This window comes from Desmonostoc muscorum LEGE 12446, from assembly GCF_015207005.2.
Classification (GTDB): Bacteria; Cyanobacteriota; Cyanobacteriia; order Cyanobacteriales; family Nostocaceae; genus Nostoc; species Nostoc muscorum.
Map to the genome: position 1 here is coordinate 4,209,609 of NZ_JADEXS020000001.1, position 19,657 is coordinate 4,229,265.

Genomic DNA, 19,657 nt, shown 5'->3' on the forward strand with positions numbered 1-19,657 from the left:
TTAGTCATTAGGCATTAGTTATCTCTTCCCCTGCTTCCCCTGCTCCCCCTGCTCCCCCTGCTCCCCCTGCTCCCTCATCCCCCTCATCCCCACACTCACCGCAAAATCGGACTCCCATGATGATGAACTAAATACCACTTACCACCGAGAAACTGAAATACATTTGTAGCTGTTGATTGTGCTTCAAGTCTTCTGTCATTTACGACTTGAAACACATTTTCTATCAGCACAACATAAGCGATATTATCAGTTAATTCTGTAGCAATTACATCTGTGTTTATTTCAATATAAGCAGTGTTTTTAAATATCTGCTCCCAAGAGGTGCGAATTTCTTTCCAACCTCGTAGCACTCTACTGCCAGGATGAATACAAAAACTACCAGTTCCTTGTGACCATATTGCACTCATCGCCTCAATATCTTTTCTTTCAAAAGCTCGATAAAAAGCTCCATTAGCGGCTATAACTTCATCGTTGGTCATGGGGAGTTAAATAGTTAGGAGTTAGGAGTTGAGAGTTAGGAGTTACTAAATTATAACTCTCAAGTTGCAATTAATTAGTTGATTTATCAAGTATCATTACGGCTTTAGCCTAACGCACCGTGTTATTTAGCAGTGCCTTATGCGATCGTGTCATGTTTTTTATGGCCAATCATCTCTAAATATGTACATAACACATCTGACAAGGATTTTAACGAACAGAATTCAGGAGTCAGGAGCCAGAATTCAGAATTGAATTCTGTGCGAGTGGCGGATGAATAAACGGGTTTAAGTCCCCCACTAAATCGGAGATTTAGTGGTGCAATAATCGAGTGGTGGGTCTGAATCCTCCACTCATTAATTCTGACTCCTGAATTCTGACTTCTGAATTCTTCTTCAATTTTATTAACTCCTAACTCCTAACTCCTAACTCCTAACTCCTAACTCTTTTTAACTGTACTAATAGTTTGTAATAATTGGTTAGCTGTATAAGGTTTAGACAAAAAGGCTTTGATACCTATGTCATAAGCTGCATCAACTTTATCTGCTGAGCTCAGTCCACTGACGGCAATAATTTTGACATCTGGGTTAATTTTTCGCAGGGTACGTATGGTAGTTAGCCCATCCATAAATGGCATGAGCATATCAGTTAATACAAGAGATATTTCATCTCGGTGTTCTGCATATAAGGCTATAGCTTCAATGCCATCACTGGCTGTAATTGCTTTATAATTATGACTTTCTAAAGATGTTTTTGTCACATCTCGAATGGCTGCTTCATCATCTACAACTAAAATTAATTCTCCTTGACCTGGAGGTAGTTCTTGGTGTTGTTCTTCTATGGTTTCCACTGCATCTTGTGCTGGTAAATATACCTTAAATTGGCTGCCTTTTCCGGCTTCACTGTATACGTTGATAAAACCACCGTGGCTTTTAATGATGCCAAGTACTGTAGACAGACCAAGGCCAGTTCCTTTGCCAACTTCTTTCGTAGTAAAAAATGGCTCAAATATCCGATCTAATATTTCTGGTTGAATACCAATTCCCCCATCAGCAACGGTAATGACGATGTGATGACCAACTTTAGCATCAATATGCATCTTGGTAAAATTCTCATCAATAAAAAGATTCTCGCCAGAAATTTTTAAAGTTCCACCATTTGGCATCGCATCACGAGCATTGACACATAGATTCATCAGTACTTGATGCAGTTGGGTGGCATCGCCGCATACAGTCCAAAGATTTTGGGGAATTTGGGTAAAAACTTCTATGGATTTGGGAAAAGTTTCTTTAATAATTTGTTGAATTTCAATTATTAAATGCTTTAATTGCAAGACGGTGCGATCGCCTTCCAGTCCACGAGTAAACGATAATACTTGCTTGACTAGGTTTGCCCCTCTTTTAGCGTTAGCAATCAATATGGGCAGCAGTCGCCGAGAACGCTCATCATTAACTTGTGCTTCTAACAGTTGAGCTGTCATCAAAATCGGCGCCAGAACGTTATTCAAATCGTGGGCGATACCACTGGCTAAGGTGCCAATGCTTTCCAATCGCTGGGCGCGGAGAAATTGGGCTTCTAGTTGTTTTTTTTGTGTGATGTCAGTGTTAACAACGAGAATAGTTTGTATTTTTTTACTAAATTCATGTACTAATGTCCAACGGCTTTCAACAATAATTTCTTTACCTGATTTTGTTTTTTGATGTAACTCTCCTTCCCAAGAACCATTTTTCATCAAAATACTGAGTGCTTCTTGAACTTGAAATGCCTGTTTTTCCTGCCAGAGAACTCGTGTCTTTTTATTGATAGCTTCTTCTTTTTTCCACCCGTACAGATGCTCAGCAGCTTTATTCCAAAATAAAATTTTATCGTCTAAATCACGCACAAAAATTGCATCGGTGGCAACATCCAGTAAAGCAGCTTGTTCACGAATTTTTTGTTCTGTTTGTTTCCGTTCAATGGCGTAGCGAATAGAACGCTCTAATAAAGGTGCCGTCAATTGGCTTTTTTCCAAATAATCAGCGGCTCCGGCTTTCATGGCTTCTAGGTCTATTTCCCAGTCGCCCTGACCTGTGAGTAAAATTATCGGAGAACAACAGCCGTTGGCAATTGCTTCGCGCAATAGTTCTAGTCCGTTGTGCGGCCCCAAACGATAGTCTACAAGATAAATGTCATGTTGGTGTAGAGCGATCGCACTTCTGGCTGCTTCATAATTATCCACCCATTGCAGCTCGCAGTCTGCTACCTGGAATTCACTAAACCAATAACGAGTCAAAATATAATCATCTTCATCATCATCAACGAACAGAACTTTGATGGGGCTGTTGTCCATGTTTGTCTCCCATTGCTTCTGCTGGCAGTTGCACAATTTCAAACCAGTATTTTCCTAGAGTCTTCATCACCTCAACTAATGAGGTAAAAGTCACTGGCTTAATGATGAAAGAGTTCGCACCCAAATCGTAGGTATTATATATATCTTCTTGGGCACTTGATGTTGACAGCATGACAACAGGAATTCGCCGCAGTTGTGGGTCAGTTTTGATTTCTTTGAGCGCCTCAAGACCGCCTTTTTTCGGCATATTCAAATCTAACAAAATCAACCCTGGATGCGGTTTCCTGGTGTTGTCAGCATATCGACCACGGTGGTATAAATAATCCATCAACTCTTCACCATTACCAACGATGTATAGTTCAATTGGCAATTGACTTTCTGCCAAGGCCTCACGAACTAACACGCCGTCGTCTTCATCATCATCAGCCATTAAAATTGTGACGTTTGTTTCTCGACCCTTCACTATGCATCGTCTCCTTTGCATTGGTTTATTAGTATGAATCAAGTGAATAACTTGGGATAGATGGCGACTTGCACATTGACAAAAATAATCAAATATGCAATTCATATATTGAGCTATGAAAGCTTTATTTTTTCACTATAAGCAAGAGGTATCTAACAACAAACTGTATGTTGTAGTAGTGGTCTCAAGCTGGAAATAATCGAATCTTATTAAGAGTTAACATTATGGACGATTTGTACAATAAATAAGTCCTAAAAATTAGAGGGCACAATTGTACAATTAAGCTAATTTTTTGGTCTATTCTTAATCCCTCTCCAGGAAGAAAAATTAAGGATGGGAATTAACTGATAATGTGACAAAAAACTTTGATCCTTGCCCTGGTTGACTTTGGGCTGCGATCGTTCCATGATGACGCTCGGTAATTTTTCGGCAGATAGCTAAACCTATGCCAGTTCCGTTGTATTCAGTATTACTATGCAAGCGTTGAAAAACATTAAAAATCCGATCGAGATATTTTTCTTCAAAACCAATGCCGTTATCCTCTACAACGATTTGACAAATGTGAGAATCATTAGATATGTTATTTGCTTGATTGTTTAAAATATTACCATAAATTTTGATCGCAGGTGGTACTTGTGGGCGGTGGAATTTCAGGGCATTACCGATGAGATTTTGTAGTAATTGCCGCATCTGTAGAGGATCGGCTTTAATGGTGGGTAACTCCCCGATTTCGATACTTGCCCCAGTTTGCTGGACATACACTTCTAAATCAGACAATACCTCTTGGGCAATGTTGGCGAGATTTACTGTTACAAAAGGCTGGGCCCTGGTAGTAACTCGTGAAAGTGTCAGCAAGTCTTCAACCAATGTCTGCATTCTGGTGGCGGCATTCTGCATTCGTTCTAAGTAATCACGTCCCTGTTCGGTTAATGCGTCACCGCAGGTAGCTTTGAGGCGATCGCCAAAGGTTTTAATCTTACGCAGTGGCTCTTGCAAATCATGGGAGGCGACAAATGCAAATTCTTGCAATTCTTTATTGGAACGGGCGAGTTCTTGCCGCTGGCGAGTTTCTTGTTCTAGAATTTGGCTTTGAGCTAAAGCAATGCCTATTTGATCTGCCAGCTGTTGCAAAAGTTCAATTTCCCAGCTCGTCCACTCACGGGGATGGGCACACTGATGAGCAATTAACAGCCCCCAGAGTTGATTTTTCAGGAAAATCGGGACTACAAGGTTGGCTTTGATGGCAAATCGTTGCAGGAATTCAAAGTGGCAAGGTTGGATATCAGCTTCCCTGGTGTCCCTAATGGAACTAATTCGCCCTTGCCGGTAACGCTCGATGTAATCGTCACGAAAGCAAAAATCAGTAATTTGTTGTCCCATAACAACAGGTAAACCCGGAACTACTGCTTCTTGAAGCGCGATAAAAGAGCCATTTGGCTCTAGGCGCAAGATTAATACACGGTCGGCAAGCAGTAGCTTTTGCACCTCTACGACGCTGGTTTGCAGAATTTCATCGATTTGTAAAGATTGACGAATTTTCAGGGCGATATTAGCGAAGAGGCGCGATCGCATATTTTGGCGTTGTAATTCTGCTTGGGCGCGGTTGCGTTCCTGTAGCGCGGCTTGCTTTTCGCTAATATCCATCATTGCGCCGATCATTCGCACTGGCTTACCTGTGTGGTCATCGATAATATAACCGCGATCGAAAACGTAGGCATAAGAACCGTTGCCGCGGCGAAAGCGGTATTCATTTGACCAGAATTTTTCACCGCTATTTATAAGTGCAACCGTTTCCGAGCCGATTCTCTGCCTGTCGTCTGGATGTATTTGTTCATACCACCAATTAACGTCAAATCTTATTTGCTCTATGGAGTAACCAAGGAGTGTCTGTACAGCTTGATTCCACCACACCTCATCAGTCTGCAAATCCCAGTCCCATAAAATATCATTACTAGCACGCCCAACTATCTGGAAACGTTCTTCGCTCTGACGCAATTGTTCTTCTGCTAATTTACGTTCAGTGATGTCAGTATGACAACTTGTCATCCGCACTACATCACCATTTTCGTCCCAGACTGCCTGACCGCGATTCAAAACCCATTTGTAAGTGCCATCTTTACACCGAATTCGATGTTCGCTGATGAAAAACGGGGTAATTTTGGCAAAGTGATCGGCGATCGCTTTTCTGACAAATCCCATATCATCTGGATGGACTCGTGTTGCCCATTCATCTAAATCATGGGAAATTTCATCTTCTTCGTAACCAAGCATTTCCTTCCAGCGAGTTGAAAAAAATACTTGATTATTTTGAACGTTCCAGTCCCAAATACCATCATTATTACCCCGCAGCACTAACTGACAACGTTCTTCGCTTTCTTTGAGTGCGTTTTCCACCCGTTGACGCTCAATAGCAGTAGCTAAAACATTAGCAATAGATTGGAGAAAATAAATTTCATCTTTAGTAAAGGTCTGGTGTCTGGTTGTGTGTGCCCCTAAAACACCAAAAGGACGCTCTTTGCCATGAATCACTACACTAATCCCGCTCACGACTTGATGGTCATGCAGCAGCGGTGGCCCATTGAATCGGGTTTCGGTTCGCAGGTCATCGACAATCACCGGGCTGCTAGAAAGCAGGGTATAGCCAGCTTGTGAGTTCATCAGAGCGTTGACGGTAGCGTTTCCCACCAAGCCAGGCTGCCAACCTACTCCAGCCCGTAGCAGTAATGCATTACCATTTGGCAGTAGTTCTAAAACTTTACAATAGTCAACTTTTAGGCATTGGGCGACGATGTTGACGCATAAATTCATCAGTGTAGTCAAGTCTGTACCAGCTAGGGCTATTTGACTGAGTTCTGCCACCATCGCCTGCTGATTAGCATGAACTTCTAGCATTTCCTCTGTTTGCTTGCGCTTGGTGATGTCTATGTCTATCGCAGACATTCCCACAGCCACAGAGGACGCATCCCGGCAGACAACTCCTTTGCTTCCTAAATAGCGAATGCTAGCATCAGGCAAAGTGACTCGAAATTCGATGTCATATTCTACCCCATCCCTAATAGCCTGCTGATGCGATCGCCTGACTAAATCCCGGTCTTGGGGATGAACGCGGTTGAGAAAAGCATCATAGGTGTCGTTAAAAGTGCCTTTTTCCCAGCCAAAAAGTGCTTCTAGGTTACCTGAGTAAGTAATTTTGTTAGTCAGAATATCCCAGTTCCAAATGCTCATGCCAGCAGACTCTAATGCTATCTTCAGCTGTGCTTCCCGCAGTTGTGCCTGGGCAGTTTGTTGTTGTAATTCCTGCTTAGTACGATGAGCTTCCAGAAGACGGCGCAATCTTTGACGTAGTACCGTCCATTGAATCGGCTTAGTAATCAGATCGGTTGCACCCACAGCAAAAGCTTTTTCCACAGATGCCCGATCGTCAAAAGCGGTAATCATTAACACTGGTGTGTCTTTGCCATCAGGAAGTGCTTGCAGTTGGGCACAGCAGTCAAATCCATCCATCTGTGGCATCATCACATCCAACAGTACTATATCTGGGTGTAGGCGAGTACAGGTAGCGATCGCCTCTAAACCGTTACTCGCTTCTACCACCTGATACCCTGCTTCTTTCAATAGCTCACACAGATACATTCGCATTAAATGGTCGTCGTCTACAACCAGAATCAGGTTAGTCATTTGTCGTTTGTTCTTTGTGATTAAGCACCAATTTTTAGATGTTTGATTTTGGATTGCAGAAAAATTTCCACCCCCAACTCTAAATAATCAGCTAATTCTGCCACAAGCCTCGTAGTAAGTGTCCAGTTTTGATTCCAACTCGCTCACTATAGTTATGAGGTTGGAATCAGAATCAAAGGTACAGCAATCTTCAGCTTTGCACTTTTTTCTAGCGCTGTGTGTCTCGTAAAAAATCTGTCTTTATTTTCCATAACTAAAATCAGGAACTTGAGTGTGTGTTTTCAAATTACTCATGAAAATTTTGATACATACATATTTCCCGTAGGGTAGCACCGCTGTGCTACCCTACTTTGAAAACACACCCTAAACTTCATTGTACTGAGTGCAATTATTAATTTTCTTATTCACCACTCTCCCCCTCAAAAGTCCTTTGTGGATTAGGGTTTTGGGCTAGCCGGAAAATAATGTCATGATTCTCTGATATTTTTGGTTCCTGCACAAGATGTTCCAGGTTTAAATATCAGGAAATCATGACAATACGATCCCACGAGGCCTGATAAATTCGTGAAATAGCCAAAAAATCTATTCAAACCCCTTGATCCCTACATATGCTTAGTGGTTAATATTGACTTAACAAATACAACTCCTCCGATCCCAAAGAAATGCTAATTTTTGCATAACTAAAGGAATTGATAGGAAATGAATTCAATTTAAAAAAGACTAAAAAACTTAAAAACTGGGCAAAACCAGGAGTCAGGAATAAGAAATTCATCTGGAGTGGATGACATTTAATATCGCATTCTTTAACCAGGGGAAATCATTTACCGCTTAAACTACTGGAGGCCAAATTAATGGCAAAAGAACGCCCGCCACTAGAGGAGATGACCTTACGGCAACTACGTAGAGTTGCCAGCGAATATAGCATCTCTCGCTATAGCCGAATGCGTAAATCCCAACTGCTGGCATCAATTCAAGAAGTCCAGCGCAGCAAAATTTCGCTCAGTCCATCTCGTTCATTGGAGGCACAAGAAACCGTGGAAGCAGCTAAATTTGAATTAGGTCAGGAAGATCGTACTGGTGGATCTCTTGCTGATGTTGATGAAGGACTCCCAGATCTGCCCTCTGGTTATGGTGACAGCCGGATTGTACTTTTACCCCGCGATCCTCAATGGGCTTACACCTACTGGGATGTTCCCAATGAACATAAAGAAGAACTGCGTCGCCAAGGCGGACAACAACTGGCACTGCGGATTTATGATGTTACCGACATCGATATCGATTTCCAAAGCCCCCACAGCATCCAAGAATATCCTGCTGATGAACTAGCAAGAGAATGGTATCTACCAATTCCAGTTAGCGATCGCGATTATGTCATTGATATCGGTTATCGCGCTGCTGATGGTCGCTGGTTGATACTTGCTCGTTCTGCGAGAGTACATATTCCCCCCGTCTATCCTTCTGACTGGATTGAAGATGTCTTCATCACCGTCAACTTTGAAGAAGATTTACGTGGCAAAACTCAATACGAACTCGTTCCACCCGCCAAGAAAGTTGCAACCGCTGCAAATGGTGTAAATGGCAACCCCATCTACGACCAAATCTTTGGCTTAGCCGAATCTGCTGAAGCACAACGCGTTGCTGGTTCTCTGTTCGGTTCCATGCAACAAGTACCAGGTTCTGCACGCCCCGAACAAGCCATCAGTTCCTACATATTCCCCTCTGGTGTAGGTGCCTGGGCAGTTCCTACCGCGTCAGGTTTAACCATGTCCGGTGTGGGAATGTCAGGTGTTGGCTTCTCAGCTTCCGCCGTACCAGTGCGTCCCCGCAAGTTCTGGTTAATAGCCGATGCTGAATTGATTGTTTACGGTGCAACTGAACCCGATGCTACCGTAACCATTGGCGGCCGTCCAATTAAACTGAATCCAGATGGTACATTCCGCTTCCAAATGTCCTTCCAAGATGGTTTAATTGACTATCCAATTTTGGCTGTGGCTGCTGATGGTGAACAAACTCGGTCAATTCACATGAAATTTAACCGTGAAACACCATCCCGGAATACTAACACCAAAGAAGATGCTGTTCTAGAATGGCTTTCTTAAGTTTTAGTTCTCAGATTAACTCCAGACTGAAATTTTAAATTATTCCCCGCTATAGTAATTCTGTAGCGGGTTTTTTGTATGATCATGTCTAAAAAAAGATTACTTTTGTTATTTATGGCGATCGCTGCTGCAAGCTTGTTACCAGGTTGTCAAAAAATTGCAGCCAATTCAGTACCAAAAGCATCTAAAATTTGTCCTGGTAAAAATCCCAAATTCAGTATTGATTTTTTTAAAACTAATAATCAAGGACAGAAAAATCCCAGAGGTATTAACCATGTGATTATTTTTAATCCTAAATCACCAGAATTAGATTTTAAAGTTAATCTTGGTTTATCTCATAAACTCTACGCCAAAGATGCCCAGGGAAAACTACGGAAAGAATATGTACCAAAACAGTTTCGTGAACTTATCGTTGGTGATAATGCCAAATTAAATGGACGGCTACCCATTGCCGCAATTAACGCCGATTATATAGATACCGCTGATAAACCACAAGGCTTAAATATTTCTCGTGGCGTAGAATATTCAGGAGCATTTAAAAATAAGCGTTCTTCCTTTGGTATATCAGGAGGTTCACCCACACAACGACAAGCTACTATCCAAGCTGGTAGAAGAAAAAGTGATGTTCTCAATTACAATTTAGTAGGCGGTAATGGCAGATTTTATCGTCAGGGTCAATTTAAAAATATTTGTCAAGATTTGGGAGAATTTGCTTGTCAAGGAGCAACTAATCGCTCTATGGCAGCTATCACTAATCAAGGATATGTAATACTATTAGTTAATGACGCGAAAGCTAATTCCGATATTGAACTATCTGAAATTAATCAAGAGTTACTACCAGAGAAATTTGATAATGTCTTGGAAGGCATTGCTAGCAAGAACTGTTTAGGCAAGATTCAAGAAGGAATTTTATTTGATGGAGGTATGTCTCCAGGATTGTATTACAACCAAAAAACCTATGTAGAAAATTATGGCCCCATTGGTTCAGTTTTTTTGATTTATAAAAAATAAGTTATTCAATTTTGTAGGGCGGGCAAGATGCCATTGGTGTCAACTTAAGCTTAAACGCTTGTCCCACATACGCTTTACCCCACCCCCAACCCCTCCCCTTGCTAAGGGGAGGGGCGGTTTTGGCTTTAGACAAAACCGGGGTGGGGTGACGCGGTGAGTAACTTCATCAGTTTGGTGTTGTTAAGCTTGTTATTGAGGCGGAGGAAACAGCACCAGAGTTAGCAAAACGCTTAATTGAGCAAGCTAAGCAACAGCTAACTGATGAAGTTACTCAGCGCGACCTCATCAATTTAATTGAGACAATTATTGTCTATAAACTACCACAAAAGAGCCGCGAGGAGATTGAAGCAATGTTGGGTTTAAGTGAACTGAAGCAGACTAAAGTTTATCAAGAAGCCTTAGAAGAAGGTAAACAGCAAGGTTTAGAAGAAGGTAAACAGCAAGGTAAACAGCAAGGGAAGTTAGAAGCAATACCGCGTATGATAGAGTTTGGGTTGAGCTTAGAAGCGATGTCTGCGACGGGCTACGCCTACGCTCAATTATTAGATTTACCTCTAGAAGTCGTCCAGCAAGCAGCACAGCACTTGAATGAATAAGCTGATGCCCATCTTTGCTAATCTAGAGGCTAGATATAACAAAGATATATGACACCTGAAGAAATTGCGGTTACACTCACAGAGTTATTTGGCACAAATGTTGGTGCGTTGGCCCCTGGTTCCTGGGAAGTAAACACTTCTACTTTTCGGCTCTTGGTGCTACTGTCGAAAGATAACACTTGGCTGCGAGTTTTACTGCCAATATCACCATTACAAGAAGCCGAATCTTTTTTAGCAGAGTTTTTGTCAGCTAACTTTGATGAAACTCAGGAAGTGCGGTATGCTTTGCATGATGGGCAAATTTGGGCAGTGTTTCACCATAACAGTACCACTTTGGTAAAAGCGGATTTTGAAAGAGCGATCGCTCGACTGGTATCTTTACATGAAATAGGTTTAGATAATGCCTTCAATCGATTAGTTGAAAGCCGCATCCGCCAAGTTATCCAAGTAGCAAAACTCCAAGGACAATCTCTACAAGCTACCATCCAAAACTTAGAACGCTTTTATGCAGAAGGAATCATGGGTGAAATCGACCAAACCCCAGAAGCGCGAGAAGAAACCCTAGCTGCTTGGCGGCGTCAGTTGGAACGTTTATGGAATGAGATATAGATTTGAAGAAGAATACAGAATACAGGAGTCAGAATTCAGAATTGGTGAATATTCTACCCATAAAGCGATAGAGTTTTAATAAGGAAGACTAGTTTTGCCCATCAGAGGCGTTGGCATAGCGGGATAAATCCGGTTTCAACCAACATGCACCAAAGAATCGCACAAAATTCATTCTGATTTCTGACTCCTGAATTCTGAATTCTTCTTAACAAATTATGGATATCATTGAAATTATCAAAGAAGACTATCAAAGATTCCCAGTCAATCAAACTTACAGCATTTATGCTCCAGACGTTTATTTTCAAGATCCACTGAATAAATTTCGTGGAGTTAAACGCTACAAAGAAATGATTAATTTTATCCAGACTTGGTTTTTAAATCCCAAGATGGATTTACATAATATTCAACGTTTGGGAAACACAATTAAAACAGAGTGGACACTCAGTTGGAATACCCCTGTCCCTTGGAAGCCACGTATCTCCATCCCTGGTTGGAGTGAATTAGGTCTTAATTCTGATGGTTTAATTGTCTCCCATGTTGATTATTGGAATTGTTCGCGCCTAGACGTGGTGAAGCAGCATTTTTTCTCTTCAAAAAATTGATATTGGAAGAACTCAATAGCGGATTACTATTACACTAAAGGCAACAAGCAAAGCCATGAATGTTTATGACGGCTGCCAAGAATCCTGAAATCCCTGCTGAAATAACTATACATACGGAAGCAGAAGATATTATCATTCCACCTAGTGATTTATGGAGTGATGAGCCTTCTTTGGAAAGCGATTTGCACCGTGACCAAATTGAACTACTATTGGCGTGTCTGAAATGGTGGTGGCGTAACCGTACTGATTTTTATGCTACTGGAAATTTGACTATTTACTATAGCCCAGAACAGATTACCACGCGAGAGTTTAGAGGGCCAGATTTTTTTGTCGTTTTGGGATGTGAAAATCGCCCCCGCAAAAGTTGGGTATTATGGGCGGAACAAGGAAAGTATCCGAATGTGATTATTGAATTACTTTCTAATAGCACTGCTAAAGTTGACAAAGGTCTGAAGTTTGAACTTTACCAAGAGACTTTTCGCACGCCGGAATATTTTTGGTTTCACCCCAATACTTTGGAGTTTAAAGGCTTTCGTTTAGTGGGTGGTAAGTATCAACCTTTGGAAGCAAATGCTGATGGGTGGCTGTGGAGTCAGCAGTTAGAGTTATTTTTGGGAGTTTATGAGTCAAAATTACGATTTTTTAACGCGGATAAGCAGTTAGTAGCGACTCCAGAAGAAAGGGCACAAGCAGCAGAACGAGAAGCTGAAACAGCACATCAGCAAGTGGAAGAACTGAAGGCTAAATTGAAGGCGTTGGGAGTTGATACTGATAGGTTAGAGTCGTAGGCAAAATAGAGATTTTCATTTGAATCATCTGTAGCGTTTCCCAACAAGCAAGCGTGAGGTACACCTGTAGGGGCACGGCAGTGCCGTGCCCCTACACCTTGGGATATGATGTTGTACCGCATCTGAATGGGAACCGCTATACACGGGTAGGGGCGCACAGCTGTGCGCCCCTACGAAGATTTATATTTATCTGTGGTTAATTATTTTTTCTATACTATACGTATGCGGAAACGGTTATAAGCACTACTACTCTTTCTCTTCATCTAGTGCTTTTTGGATAGCACGACGGCAAAATTCTGGAGGATCATCTTTAGCTTTTACCTCTTCCTTCATTTCCTTGGTGACTCGCAAATGTATGTATTCAGTCAATGGTTTATCTCTGTCAGTTTTAAAACCATGATTTTTAATTTCTGGATTGCCACGATTATCTTTAGACACTTTACGTTACTTAATAAAACTGGATTAATTGATATACATATTGAATAATGATTTATTAGTGGGTATTTTGCCTGAGAAACTAGATACCCACCAAATATCCACCATCAAAAATGGACACTTCTATTTTATGTTCACGCGTTCCGAGTTAGAAATCAAAACTATCCGAGAGTTACGCGACTTATGCCGTAGATACGGTATCAAGCCAACAGGTAACCCAGGATACAAAACAAGCTACATCACTTCGCTGATGGCATTTCCGCAATTAGCACTACATCAAATGCAAGAAGGAAGAGGGTTGAAGCCGCCGAGTTTCGCAACTTTTCAGTGTATTGGCGCAGCGATAGATGAGATGAATTCACCTACAGATGAGCAAATAGCACTGATTCGGATGACGCTCGAAGGTAGGAGAATGAGTTACCCAGATAGATTTGAACAGGAAAAGCTGTTGAATTTGCACAAGGCTAAGATGCTTGTTGAGCAAGCGTTTGCCATGTTGAGTCAGTAAATAGCCATGTAGGTTGGATTCAAAAAAGTGAAAGCCAATAATCACTGTATACAGCAAATTTCAAGTTACTAACTGACACCATCTAGCTCTGATAGCTAGCAAGAGAGCCTATTTTAATTCTGAATTCTGTTAGCGCAGCGGGGCGTAGCCCATTCTGACTCCTGAATTCTGCTGTAAATATTGAGTTTGGCGATCGCTCTATTCAACCTACAAATTATGATCAATAATAAACTCAACTTCAAAGTGCGATCGCAATGACTGATAAAGAACTCAAACATCTAATTGAGACTAATGCTAAAACAGTCCAAGCTATGTTAGATGAAATAGCTGAAGCCCGACAGGAACGCCAAGAACTCCGAGAAGGAATGATCCAACTTCAGAATGCAGTGGCACAATTAATCAACATACAAGATAAAATAACTAATTTACTAATTTCTGTTGATGGCGATCGTCCGACAATTCTCAAAAAACTCTCAGCACTTGAAACGAAGCTCGATCAATTACTACAGCAAAACCCAACAGTTCAGTAGTTCCCATCCGGTTGGAGAATTTTTGGTTTTGACATTACCGCCTCCTACCGTATTTGCCTAATCCATTACCATATAAATAGCAGTCAACGAATTTTGGATTTTAGATTTACGATAGCGCCGGCGGCAAGCGAGTAATCGATAGCGGAGCGTTAGCGAGTACTCGAGCGTCGCTCGCGTCTTTTGGATTGACCCCGCGCCACTTGCGGTACGGGGCTTAGGGATGCAAGAATTTTAAATTTTGGATTTATTCCGCCCACAAGGGGGAGCCGCTGCGGTGGACGGGAAACCCTGCATAAAGCAAGTGGCATCGGGGCATGAACCGAAATAATCTAAAATCTAAAATCTAAAATCTAAAATCTAAAATTGGCACGGTCAATATGGCAATATGGCTGGATTATTCCCCATATTTATTATTGAATTGTTTGCGTCTAGACGTGCTAAAGCAGCATTTATTTTCCTTAAACAGTCGATAATTGTAAATAAATGTAAAAAATCCTCAGGCAGGAAAGAACTATCCATGCGTGTAATTTTAATGACTGGTAAAGGCGGCGTGGGTAAAACCTCTGTTGCTGCTGCAACTGGACTCCGTTGTGCAGAATTAGGCTATCAGACGTTGGTTTTAAGTACAGATCCCGCCCACTCCCTGGCAGACAGTTTTGACATGGAAATGGGACATGCACCCCGAAAAATTCGCCCAAATTTGTGGGGTGCAGAATTAGACGCACTGCAAGAACTAGAGGGAAACTGGGGTGCTGTGAAACGTTATATTACCCAAGTTTTACAAGCAAGGGGTTTAGAAGGAGTACAAGCGGAAGAATTGGCAATTTTACCAGGCATGGATGAGATTTTTGGCTTGGTAAGGATGAAACGCCACTACGATGAAGGTGAGTTTGATGTCTTGATTATCGACTCAGCCCCCACTGGGACAGCACTGCGCTTGCTGAGTTTACCTGAAGTCGGCGGCTGGTATATGCGCCGCTTTTACAAACCATTTCAAAACATCTCGGTGGCACTCCGGCCTTTGGTTGAACCTCTTTTTAGACCGATCGCTGGTTTTTCGCTACCAGATAAAGAGGTAATGGATGCGCCTTATGAATTTTATGAACAAATTGAAGCTTTGGAAAAAGTATTAACAGACAATACTCAAACTTCAGTGCGTCTTGTGACTAATCCCGAAAAAATGGTGATCAAAGAATCTCTCCGTGCCCATGCTTATTTGAGTTTATATAATGTTGCTACAGATTTAGTTGTGGCTAATCGCATTATTCCCAGAGAGGTACAAGACCCATTTTTTCAACGTTGGAAGGAAAGTCAGGAGCAATATCGCCAGGAAATTCATGATAATTTCCACCCTCTACCTGTGAAAGAAGTTCCGCTATTCTCTGAAGAGATGTGCGGATTGGCTTCATTAGAACGTTTGAAAGAAACGCTTTATAAAGATGAAGATCCAACTCAGGTTTATTACAAAGAAACGACTATTAGAGTCGTGCAAGAGCAAAATCAATACAGTTTAGAACTTTACTTACCTGGTATTCCTAAAAGCCAGGTTCAACTGAGTAAGACTGGGGACGAATTGAATATTACTATTGGCAATCATCGTCGTAACTTAGTTTTGCCGCAAGCCTTAGCAGCACTACAACCAGCAGGAGCAAAGATGGAAGATGACTATCTGAAAATCAGCTTTGCTCCAATGTAAGAATTTAATTTTGTTGGACATTTACGTGTCAACAAAAAGTTAAAACTCAAAAGCAAAAATATTTTTTCATAGCTGATAAAGACGCAATTATCCTTGCGTCTTTTTTTGAATTTTTTCTAAATTTATTTAGTCATTTGCCGTAGTTTTACTGAAGACAAATTGATGAAATAAATTCAAAAATGTCATTATAATTAATGTAAATTCAGGAGCCAGTAGTTAGAATAATTGAAAAATCAATGATTGTATACTGCTTGATTTTGTTGAAATTATCAAGTTTGGGTATCTAAGCCTTATTAATTCTGGATTCTGGATTCTGAATTCTGAATTCTGAATTCTAAATTCTGACGATTTAATCATGTGTGTTGACGAATTATTAATTAAAGATATTATCAGCAATGACCTCGAACTCTGAACGAGATTGGCGAGAAACTTGCCATCAAGAAAGTTTACTACATCGGATTACAAACCGTATCCGACGAAGCTTAGAATTAGAAGAGATTATCACAGTAACAACGGCAGAGGTGCGATCGCTACTGCAAACTGACAGAGTGATGATTTACAAATTTCATCCCGATGATAGTGGTCAGGTTATTGCTGAGTCGATTTATAACAATCATTTACCATCCCTACTAGGACTGAATTTCCCTGCTGATGATATTCCACCCGCAGCCCGTGAACTATTTCTCAAATCACGGGTGCGTTCTGTTGTAAATGTTGATACTCAAGAAATCGGTCAAAGTCACCTGCGTGATTTGGAAAATGGAGAAACCATCTCAGAAAAAATCTGTTACCGGACTGTAGACTCATGCCATATTGAATATTTGCAGGCAATGGGGGTAAAGTCCACCATCGTAGCTCCTATTCTTTACGAAAATCAACTTTGGGGACTGTTGGTGTCTCATAATTCTGAAGCGCGTTTGACTTCAGAATCGCAACTAGAAGCATTACAAATAGTAGTCGATCAACTATCAGTAGCGATCGCTCAAAGTACCCTCCTGAGTCAAGTCCGCAAAACAGCTGAACAACAAGCTGTCATTAACCGCATTGCCACTCTGCTACATTCACTCCCGACAATTGTATTACAGCCAGCCCTAGAAGCCGCCGTTGCTGCCTTGGATGGTGTTGGTGGTCGGCTTTGCATCAGAAATGCAGCTTTTGATTTCCACAATGGCAGCATCGCCAGCTTCACAGAATGCTTAATACCCGGAAATACTTGCATTAAACTTTATACCTGTGGTCAACAACCTCTAATCCAAGAACAGACCATATATCCACTCATAGAGCAGTATAACGCTTGGCAGGAACACTACAAGTCCGGTGAAGAATATGATGTTTGGGCGATTTTAGATATTTATCAAACTCCAGGCTGGCGAAGTTTGCAAGTTGCTTTTGAACCAACTAAAATTCGCAGTGTGTTGGTGATTCCGCTCCAGTATCGTCAGCAATTGTTGGGTTATTTAAGTATTTTCCGCAACGAAATAGATACAGAAACTTTATGGGCGGGACAGTATGACAGCGACAAGAGGCAATTATACCCCCGGCGATCGTTTGAAGTTTGGCGAGAATCAAAAAAAGCACAAGTCCGGCCGTGGACGGCTGAAGAAATTGAACTGGCTAGAAGCCTCGGTAAACACTTTGCTTCCGCAGTTCAGCAGTATGAATTATACCAACAAGTACAAGTCTTCAATGAAAATTTAGAACATCAAGTTAAAAGACGCACAATCGAATTACAACGGACAGCGGAACAACAACAGGCTGTGTTTAAAGTGATTGCCGAGATTCGGGAATCTTTGGACACAGACACGATTTTTCAAACAACTACTAAAGAAGTTTGTCAATTAATCAAAGCCGATCGCGTTTCTGTTTATCGTTTCGATGCTGATTGGGGTGGTGAATTTGTCGGCGATTTCGAGGCTGCTAGTCCATACTGGTCGAATGAATCCGAACTAGGCATTAATACAATTTGGAATGATACCTATTTACAAGATACAGAGGGAGGACGCTACCGCCACAACGAAACATTTGCAGTCGATGACATCTATAAAATTGGGTTTTCTCAGTGTCATATCGACAATTTAGAGCAGTTTCAAATTCACGCTTTTGTACTTGCTCCGATCTTTGTTGGGCAAAAACTTTGGGGTTTACTGGCAAGTTATCAACACTCTGGTCCCCGTCAATGGAAAACTTCTGAAATCGACTTTCTCAGTCAGATTGCTGCTCAAATGGGGGTAGCACTCCAGCAAGCTCAATTACTCACTCAGACACGAGAACAGACCTTAGATTTGCAGCAAGCAGCAGAACAACAACGGGTATTATTTGAAGTTGTGACGAAAGTTAGGGAATCTCTGGATTTAGATGCAATTTTTCAGACAACTACTCAAGAAATTTGTAAATCACTAGAAGCGGATCGAGTTGCAGTCTACCGCTTCCAAGCTGATTGGAGTGGTGAATATATTGCTGAGTTTGTGGGTGAAGGTTGGGTAAAGTTAGTAAATTCTAATACTAATACAGTTTGGCGAGATAGCTATTTGCAGGAAACCCAGGGCGGGCGATATCGCCACAATCAAACCTTTGTAGTTAATAACATCTATCAAGGTGGTCACTCTGAGTGCCACATTGCGACTCTAGAGAAAATTCAAGCAAAGGCATATGCGATCGCACCAATATTTATTGGACAACAACTTTGGGGTTTACTAGCAGCTTACCAAAACTCTGCACCCCGTCAGTGGGAAAGTTCAGAAATTAAATTTATTACTCAAATTGCCAATCAGCTTGGGGTTGCACTCCAACAAGCCCAATTGCATAATCAGACTAAAGAGCAGACAGAAAAACTGGCTACAGCTTTGCATGATTTAAAGCAAACTCAAACCCAACTGATTCAAACAGAAAAAATGTCTTCATTGGGTCAATTGGTAGCTGGTATTGCCCACGAAATTAATAATCCAGTAAACTTCATTTATGGGAATATCAATCATGTCAGCGAATACGCCCAAGATTTACTCGGTATCCTAGACCTCTATTTACAAAATTGCTCTAACCCCAACCCAGAGATTCGCGATCGCGCAGAAGAAATAGACTTAGAATTTCTCACTGAGGATTTGCCCAAAACTCTTTCCTCAATGAAAATTGGCATCGATCGCATCCGCCAAATTGTCTTGGGTTTACGGAATTTTTCCCGCCTTGACCAAGCAGAAAAAAAACCAGTTGATATCCACGAAGGCATTGATAGCACCTTACTAATTTTGCAGCATCGCTTGAAAGCAAAACCCGAAAGTCCGGCGATTAAATTAGTCAAAGAGTATGGCGAGCTTCCTTTGATAGAATGCTATGCCGGGCCATTGAATCAGGTATTTATGAATGTTTTAAGCAATGCGATCGACGCTTTAGAAGATTACAGAGAATCTAAATCAAAAACTCATACCAGTCAAATTACCATCTCTACTGCTCTTGGGGAAATAGAAGATAATATCAAGAGTGTAGTAATTCGCATAAAAGACAATGGCCCAGGAATACCCGAAGACCTGAAAGCAAGAATCTGCGACCCATTTTTCACTACTAAACCAGTAGGAAAAGGCACTGGTTTGGGGTTATCAATTAGTTACCAAATTATAGTCGATAAGCACAATGGTGTATTTAAATGTGATTCTCAACCAGGGTTAGGTACAGAATTTTGGATTGAAATTCCGATTAAACAAATTAGTCATTAGTCCTTTAAAGACTATTTATAAAGTAAATCTTAAGTAGTAGCGTGTCAAGGCTAAAATGTTGCATTACAAAACTCTTGTGGGATGGGCGTCTCGCCCGTCCGGTGCGGACAAGATGTCCACACCACAAGA

At 41.3% G+C, this 19,657-nt stretch carries 15 protein-coding genes and 1 pseudogene; 11 read left to right on the forward strand and 5 right to left on the reverse strand.

What is annotated here, in order from left to right; genetic code table 11:
- Positions 1–95: 95 nt before the first annotated feature.
- The 4 genes from IQ276_RS18025 to IQ276_RS18040 all read right to left on the reverse strand — a co-directional run bounded on the left by IQ276_RS18025 (position 96) and on the right by IQ276_RS18040 (position 6,947).
- Positions 96–479 carry a nuclear transport factor 2 family protein gene (locus IQ276_RS18025; RefSeq protein ID WP_193918970.1) on the reverse strand — a complete coding sequence of 128 codons (384 nt, stop codon included), beginning with the start codon at positions 477–479 and terminating at the stop codon, positions 96–98.
- A gap of 437 nt (positions 480–916) precedes the next feature.
- Positions 917–2,806 carry a hybrid sensor histidine kinase/response regulator gene (locus IQ276_RS18030; RefSeq protein ID WP_193918968.1) on the reverse strand — a complete coding sequence of 630 codons (1,890 nt, stop codon included), beginning with the start codon at positions 2,804–2,806 and terminating at the stop codon, positions 917–919.
- Positions 2,772–3,269, reverse strand: a complete 498-nt coding sequence (locus IQ276_RS18035; RefSeq protein WP_193918965.1) for a response regulator — start codon at positions 3,267–3,269, stop codon at positions 2,772–2,774. The genes IQ276_RS18030 and IQ276_RS18035 overlap by 35 nt, the downstream gene beginning before the upstream one ends.
- A 327-nt stretch (positions 3,270–3,596) precedes the next feature.
- A complete protein-coding gene (locus tag IQ276_RS18040; protein WP_193918963.1) occupies positions 3,597–6,947 on the reverse strand; it encodes a PAS domain-containing protein in 3,351 nt (1,116 codons plus the stop codon).
- An 851-nt stretch (positions 6,948–7,798) separates the two neighbouring features.
- Here IQ276_RS18040 and IQ276_RS18045 point away from each other — a divergent pair.
- From IQ276_RS18045 to IQ276_RS18075, 7 genes and pseudogenes are all read left to right on the forward strand, one after another.
- A complete protein-coding gene (locus IQ276_RS18045) occupies positions 7,799–9,046 on the forward strand; it encodes a DUF4912 domain-containing protein (protein WP_190884389.1) in 1,248 nt (415 codons plus the stop codon).
- 84 nt (positions 9,047–9,130) lie between these two features.
- On the forward strand, positions 9,131–10,057 hold the full coding sequence (locus IQ276_RS18050) for a phosphodiester glycosidase family protein (protein ID WP_193918954.1): 927 nt from the start codon (positions 9,131–9,133) through the stop codon (positions 10,055–10,057).
- A 191-nt stretch (positions 10,058–10,248) separates the two neighbouring features.
- Positions 10,249–10,353 (forward strand): annotated as a pseudogene (locus tag IQ276_RS40965) (Rpn family recombination-promoting nuclease/putative transposase); the annotation flags it as partial.
- Positions 10,354–10,407: 54 nt separating this feature from the next.
- Entirely contained in the window at positions 10,408–10,653 is a 246-nt protein-coding gene (locus IQ276_RS18060) for an RpnC/YadD family protein (RefSeq protein ID WP_235115759.1), read from the forward strand.
- Between the two features lie 48 nt (positions 10,654–10,701).
- A complete protein-coding gene (locus IQ276_RS18065; RefSeq protein ID WP_193915140.1) occupies positions 10,702–11,262 on the forward strand; it encodes a hypothetical protein in 561 nt (186 codons plus the stop codon).
- Between the two features lie 215 nt (positions 11,263–11,477).
- Complete coding sequence (locus IQ276_RS18070; protein ID WP_193915139.1) at positions 11,478–11,864, forward strand: C6orf136 family protein; 387 nt, start codon at positions 11,478–11,480, stop codon at positions 11,862–11,864.
- A 65-nt stretch (positions 11,865–11,929) separates the two neighbouring features.
- Positions 11,930–12,652: a Uma2 family endonuclease gene (locus tag IQ276_RS18075; protein WP_193915138.1), complete on the forward strand. Its 723-nt coding sequence runs from the start codon at positions 11,930–11,932 to the stop codon at positions 12,650–12,652.
- Between the two features lie 246 nt (positions 12,653–12,898).
- On the opposite strand, the gene IQ276_RS18080 is transcribed toward IQ276_RS18075, so the two are convergent.
- Positions 12,899–13,090: a hypothetical protein gene (locus IQ276_RS18080; RefSeq protein ID WP_193915136.1), complete on the reverse strand. Its 192-nt coding sequence runs from the start codon at positions 13,088–13,090 to the stop codon at positions 12,899–12,901.
- A 127-nt stretch (positions 13,091–13,217) separates the two neighbouring features.
- On the opposite strand from IQ276_RS18080, the gene IQ276_RS18085 reads away from it, so the two are divergent.
- From IQ276_RS18085 to IQ276_RS18100, 4 genes are all read left to right on the forward strand, one after another.
- Positions 13,218–13,595, forward strand: a complete 378-nt coding sequence (locus tag IQ276_RS18085) for a hypothetical protein (RefSeq protein WP_193915141.1) — start codon at positions 13,218–13,220, stop codon at positions 13,593–13,595.
- Positions 13,596–13,849: 254 nt separating this feature from the next.
- On the forward strand, positions 13,850–14,125 hold the full coding sequence (locus IQ276_RS18090) for a hypothetical protein (protein WP_193915134.1): 276 nt from the start codon (positions 13,850–13,852) through the stop codon (positions 14,123–14,125).
- A 517-nt stretch (positions 14,126–14,642) separates the two neighbouring features.
- Positions 14,643–15,821: a TRC40/GET3/ArsA family transport-energizing ATPase gene (locus IQ276_RS18095; protein ID WP_190884382.1), complete on the forward strand. Its 1,179-nt coding sequence runs from the start codon at positions 14,643–14,645 to the stop codon at positions 15,819–15,821.
- A 395-nt stretch (positions 15,822–16,216) separates the two neighbouring features.
- A complete protein-coding gene (locus IQ276_RS18100) occupies positions 16,217–19,528 on the forward strand; it encodes a GAF domain-containing protein (protein WP_193915132.1) in 3,312 nt (1,103 codons plus the stop codon).
- Positions 19,529–19,657 lie beyond the last annotated feature (129 nt).

Bases quoted from the DNA above. Each gene is read 5' to 3' on its own strand.
- IQ276_RS18025 (WP_193918970.1), bottom strand. From the start codon at position 479: ATGACCAACGATGAAGTTATAGCCGCTAATGGAGCTTTTTATCGAGCT.
- IQ276_RS18030 (WP_193918968.1), bottom strand. From the start codon at position 2,806: ATGGACAACAGCCCCATCAAAGTTCTGTTCGTTGATGATGATGAAGAT.
- IQ276_RS18040 (WP_193918963.1), bottom strand. From the start codon at position 6,947: ATGACTAACCTGATTCTGGTTGTAGACGACGACCATTTAATGCGAATG.
- IQ276_RS18045 (WP_190884389.1), top strand. From the start codon at position 7,799: ATGGCAAAAGAACGCCCGCCACTAGAGGAGATGACCTTACGGCAACTA.
- IQ276_RS18050 (WP_193918954.1), top strand. From the start codon at position 9,131: ATGTCTAAAAAAAGATTACTTTTGTTATTTATGGCGATCGCTGCTGCA.
- IQ276_RS18060 (WP_235115759.1), top strand. From the start codon at position 10,408: ATGTTGGGTTTAAGTGAACTGAAGCAGACTAAAGTTTATCAAGAAGCC.
- IQ276_RS18065 (WP_193915140.1), top strand. From the start codon at position 10,702: ATGACACCTGAAGAAATTGCGGTTACACTCACAGAGTTATTTGGCACA.
- IQ276_RS18070 (WP_193915139.1), top strand. From the start codon at position 11,478: ATGGATATCATTGAAATTATCAAAGAAGACTATCAAAGATTCCCAGTC.
- IQ276_RS18075 (WP_193915138.1), top strand. From the start codon at position 11,930: ATGACGGCTGCCAAGAATCCTGAAATCCCTGCTGAAATAACTATACAT.
- IQ276_RS18085 (WP_193915141.1), top strand. From the start codon at position 13,218: ATGTTCACGCGTTCCGAGTTAGAAATCAAAACTATCCGAGAGTTACGC.
- IQ276_RS18090 (WP_193915134.1), top strand. From the start codon at position 13,850: ATGACTGATAAAGAACTCAAACATCTAATTGAGACTAATGCTAAAACA.
- IQ276_RS18095 (WP_190884382.1), top strand. From the start codon at position 14,643: ATGCGTGTAATTTTAATGACTGGTAAAGGCGGCGTGGGTAAAACCTCT.
- IQ276_RS18100 (WP_193915132.1), top strand. From the start codon at position 16,217: ATGACCTCGAACTCTGAACGAGATTGGCGAGAAACTTGCCATCAAGAA.